Here is a 4,497-nt window from a genome sequence, read left to right as displayed (position 1 = left end):
TATGGGTTTAACGGTCAGGAACGGGATGACGAGATAAAGGGAAGCGGGAATTCTTTAGACTTCGGGGCTAGAATTTATGATCCTCGTATAGGGAAGTTTTTGAGCTTAGATCCTTTAATGAAAAAGTATCCTGCTCAGGGACCTTATAATTTTGTCTTTAATAGTCCTATTGCATTTAAAGATGCAGATGGTAGAGATGGAATATTAGTCGTTTTTCCAGATTACAAAATATCTACACCGTTGGGTAAAGTTAGTGGGCTAGGTCATGCCGGAGTGCTCTTGATAGATAATAAAACCGGTTTGACAAAGTACTATGAGTATGGTCGATATGACAAGGAAGGAAAAGGAATAGTGCGACAAGTTACAGTTCCTAATGTTGTTATGGGTGACAATGGAAAGCCAACGCAAGAATCTCTAAATAAAGTGATGTCTGCTATTTCTAAAAAGTCCGGTCATGGTGGAAGAATAGAAGGAGCATATATTGAAAGTGACAAATTCAAAGAGATGAATGACTATGCTCAAAAGAAAAAGGCTGAAAACACTGACCCAGATCGAGAACCTTATGATTTGACGGATAACAACTGTGGTACTTTTGGTTGTGATGTATTGGATCAAGATGAAGATGTTGAAGATGATGCTCCGTGGATAGCTGATCCAAGGCCAAATAGTATAGTAGGAGAATATCAAGATGAATTCCCTGCTGTAAATTACGATCCCGAGAAGAATGAGACCAGTGTTGATGGGATGTATGAGAGTGAAAAGAAAGATGATAGTGGAAGCGGAAACTAATCTGAAAAGTGATTGTAAATGAAGAGAATTATTTGGATTGTAATAATAGTTGTTGGGTTACTTGCACTTGCGTATATAGGTATAGAATGGGTGTTTAATCAACCATGTGATCCTCCTTCAAAGCCTGATAATGTCCCAGCTTCTGCAACTTGGAAAGGTGGTTGTGATGGTGGTTCTTGGATTGATATTAAGAGAACAGAAGCCGCTAATAATTTTTATATCGATGTGTATAATGAATATAATGGCGAACTAAAGGTTGGTGGAATTTTTGAACTAGAAGAAAACTGTTCAGACCACCAGTATGATATAGAACAGCTTAGGAACTCAATAACGGCTTTTGATGGAGAGAAGATAATATTGAGTGAAAAAGCAGATGGTCATTATTGCACGTTGTTAATACAATCTCAGTAATGGCAATATCAATAGACTCAATAGAAACACTTCAAACTTACCTGATCGGGGTAATGGGCAGAGCTGACCACCATGCGGGGGAAGTAGAAGGCGTTGCATTAGCTTTACTTGGTGCAGTTGTTTGGCGATCAACAGGTGAAATATCAGTTAAGCAGAACAAAGGAAATACAGCAAACATTATTTGGTTCTTCGTTAATGAAAACCGATTTGCTTTAGCCTACAATCATGCAACTGAAAAAATTGAATTACGAGAAAGAACACAAAGCGGAAACGCTTTAGCAGAGTTCAATAATGATACAACCTACCAAGAAGTAATAGAAGTATTTAGAGAGCTTTAAAAGTAGGATATAAACCAAAAGCCCAGGCTTAACAGCTTGGGCTTTTTACGTTATGGGAAAGAAAGACAAATCTTCAAAGCAGCCTAAGAAAGGGAAGTTCACGAGTTCAGGTCTATCAACGGGAATGCCTGACTTTAAATATCCTCGAAACTATGGAATACCTTCAGGTATTTTATCCATGATGGAAAGCATGCAACGAATCCAAGATATGGTAGACCCGCCAAACCTGAGATGGATTAGAGAAATGCAAGAGCAAATGCAAGCTATGTACGCTCCATTAAAGCCAGTGACTGATTTAGCTGCAGGAATGCAGAGTCACTATCTACCACTTAATGATCACTTACAGAGTGTTATGAGCGGGCTTCAAAATAATGCGCTCTCGAGTATAGCTCGAAGCATGCAGAGCATTACCGATCAGTTCCGAACTCCAATAGCTTTAAAAGAATTACAAGGCCCGGCATTACTGCCCAATATAGCAACTGACTTTTTACGAAGAGATATATGGGAAAGCTTCCCTGAAGAAGATGAAGAATTAGAAGAAGTCGCTGAAATATTAGAAGAAGTCCAAGAAAGCGGGAAGGTATCAGGTGAAGCAGTAAACAGATTAATAGCACTTACAGAAGAAAGTGTTGCATTACAAAGAGAAAATGTAGAGCAACAGAAGAAAACAAACGAAAACCTATCTCAATCAGCAGCGGCAAGCCAAGTCAGTTTAAGGTTACAAAAAGTACAGTTGTTTTTGACCATATTGATGATGGTGTTGTCACTCCAGAGTGATCAGAAGAAATCTGAAGACACTAGTAAAACCTCAGGAATCAGTCAGGAAACAGCTACCAAACTCGACCAACTTTTTGAGGATCTCCACAAAGAAGAAAAGGAAACCACAGCGAACCTAAATCTCAGGTCTGATCCAAACACCAAAGAAGAAACAAAAATCTACCTGACTATCCCAAAAGGTGAAACGGTAGCCATACAGTGTTCTGTACCGCGTTGGAGTTATGTTTATTATACCGATCCTGAAACAGGTATCTTAAGAAATGGATGGGTGAGTAAGCGCTACTTAAAATAGCTACTTAGCAATATTCTCCTGAAAGAACTGATTGAATTTTTTAGTAGTGAGCATTTTATCTACGATCTTCAGGACAGTTTGTCTGTCGTCCTCGTCCAGCTCGTTGAAGAGCCTGTTTTGTTCGGCAGCAGATTTATCTTCTAAAGACACCTCAGAAGGGATATTGCCCTCGTAGTTGATAATCTGATCAACTGTCATATCAAAGAGCTGAGAGAGCTTTACAAGCTCCTGCACGGTCGGTTCTCTTCCTCCGTTTTCAATCTTACTGTAAACAGACTTACCAATCTCCAAAAAGGTGTACACCTCTTTTTGTCGCAAGCCTTTTTGCTCCCTGATCTCCCGTATGTTCTCAGTAATGCTCATGAGATAGCAAAGGTACTTATATCGGAAACTATTTACAATAAATCCACAAAACAGAAATTATATAGTTGCTATAATGGGAACTTATGAATACTTTTGGAGTTCTTAAATCAGAAACATTTTTTTGATATGGCTGCAAAAAACTTCAACACAACCAATCCCGAAAGCTTAATCTACCAAAACGATCTACTCAAATTAACTGTACTTGGCGGAATCAAACTCGAAGGCTTGGACAGGATGCGCAGCACCTTGAAAATCGAACTCAAAGAAAGCAGCGTTCCGCCTGTGCGCCACAACTTAGACCTGTACAACGACAACCAAACCGAGAAGCTGATCAGAAGAGCCGCAGAAAAGTTAGAGATCGGAACCAGTGTACTTGCTGCGAGCATGGCCGAGCTTACCGGTCAGTTGGAAGAATACCGCATGAAGCAGATCAAGGAGAATGAACCCAAACCCTACGAGCCGCCCAAACTGAGCAATGATGAACGCAAGGAAGCTGAAACCCTCCTGAAATCTGAAAACCTACTTGAAAGAACCAATGAACTGATCGGGCAAAGCGGAGTAGTGGGAGAAGAAGTAAACCGCCTGATCATGTTTTTGATCTTCACCAGCCGAAAAAGAGAACAACCCTTGCACATTGTAAGCCTTGGAAGTTCAGGAACCGGAAAAACCCACCTGCAGGAAAGAGTTGGGGAACTGATGCCCGTAGAAGATCGCATTGAAATAACCACATTATCAGAAAACGCCTTTTACTACTTCGGCCAAAGAGAACTGAAAAACAAACTGATCTTAATCGAAGACTTGGACGGAGCAGAAAACGTGCTTTATCCACTCAGAGAACTGCAATCCAAAAAACGAATCAGCAAGACAGTAGCCCACAAGAACACCAAAGGAGAAACCAAAACCCTGCACTTGGTTGTAGAAGGTCCGGTAAGCGTAAGCGGTTGCACCACCAAAGAACAGATCTACGAAGACAATGCGAACAGATCCTTTTTAATCTACCTCGATGAATCCGAAGAACAAGACAGCCGGATCATGGACTACCAACGTAAACTATCAGCCGGAAAAGTAAACACCGAAGCAGAAAGAGCAGCCGCAAAACTTCTTCAAAATGCACAACGGTTACTCGAGCCAATCAAAGTAGTAAACCCGTTCGCTGAACTGCTGCAAATCCCCAAAGAAGTCTTTAAGCCCAGGAGAACCAATAACCACTACCTGCAATTTATCGAAGCCGTCACCTTTTACCACCAACACCAGAGAGAACAAAAGGCAGATGAAGAAACAGGCGAAATCTATATCGAAACCATTTTAGAAGATGTAGAAGCCACCAACCAGCTATTAAAAGAAATCCTGCTCCGCAAATCCGATGAACTCAACGGAGCTTGCAGAAACTACTTGGAACAGATCAAATCCTACTTGGAAGTAGAAAACAAGAAAACCTTTACCAATCGAGAAATCAGGAAAAAGCTGAGAATAAACGACAGCAACCAAAAGCGTTGGACAATCAGCCTTGTGAACAACTACTACCTG

The 4,497-nt window shown here is 40.7% G+C and carries 6 protein-coding genes; 5 read left to right on the top strand and 1 reads right to left on the bottom strand.

Annotation, left to right across the window (positions count from 1 at the left end; translation table 11 throughout):
• The 4 genes from F3059_RS13580 to F3059_RS13565 all read left to right on the top strand — a co-directional run.
• Positions 1–789, top strand: a 789-nt coding sequence (locus F3059_RS13580; RefSeq protein WP_223274624.1) for an RHS repeat-associated core domain-containing protein, incomplete at its 5' end; no start/stop codon positions are given.
• Between the two features lie 18 nt (positions 790–807).
• Positions 808–1,200 carry a hypothetical protein gene (locus tag F3059_RS13575; RefSeq protein ID WP_151170202.1) on the top strand — a complete coding sequence of 131 codons (393 nt, stop codon included), beginning with the start codon at positions 808–810 and terminating at the stop codon, positions 1,198–1,200.
• Positions 1,200–1,538 (top strand): hypothetical protein, encoded by a 339-nt coding sequence (locus F3059_RS13570; RefSeq protein WP_151170200.1) that lies wholly within the window; start codon positions 1,200–1,202, stop codon positions 1,536–1,538. The genes F3059_RS13575 and F3059_RS13570 overlap by 1 nt, the downstream gene beginning before the upstream one ends.
• A gap of 52 nt (positions 1,539–1,590) precedes the next feature.
• A complete protein-coding gene (locus tag F3059_RS13565; protein WP_151170198.1) occupies positions 1,591–2,607 on the top strand; it encodes an SH3 domain-containing protein in 1,017 nt (338 codons plus the stop codon).
• Here the strand turns inward: F3059_RS13565 and F3059_RS13560 are convergent, their stop codons facing one another.
• Positions 2,608–2,970, bottom strand: coding sequence for a helix-turn-helix domain-containing protein (locus tag F3059_RS13560; protein WP_151170196.1), 363 nt, complete (start codon positions 2,968–2,970; stop codon positions 2,608–2,610).
• Between the two features lie 126 nt (positions 2,971–3,096).
• Between F3059_RS13560 and F3059_RS13555 the strand changes: the two genes are divergently transcribed.
• Positions 3,097–4,497 (top strand): hypothetical protein (locus F3059_RS13555; RefSeq protein WP_151170194.1); only part of this gene is annotated, 1,401 nt, incomplete at its 3' end.

It is taken from the genome of Salibacter halophilus (assembly GCF_008806325.1).
Taxonomy (GTDB): domain Bacteria; phylum Bacteroidota; class Bacteroidia; order Flavobacteriales_G; family Salibacteraceae; genus Salibacter; species Salibacter halophilus.
The sequence above is the reverse complement of the archived record's forward strand: the minus strand, read 5'-3'. Positions and strand labels throughout refer to the sequence as shown.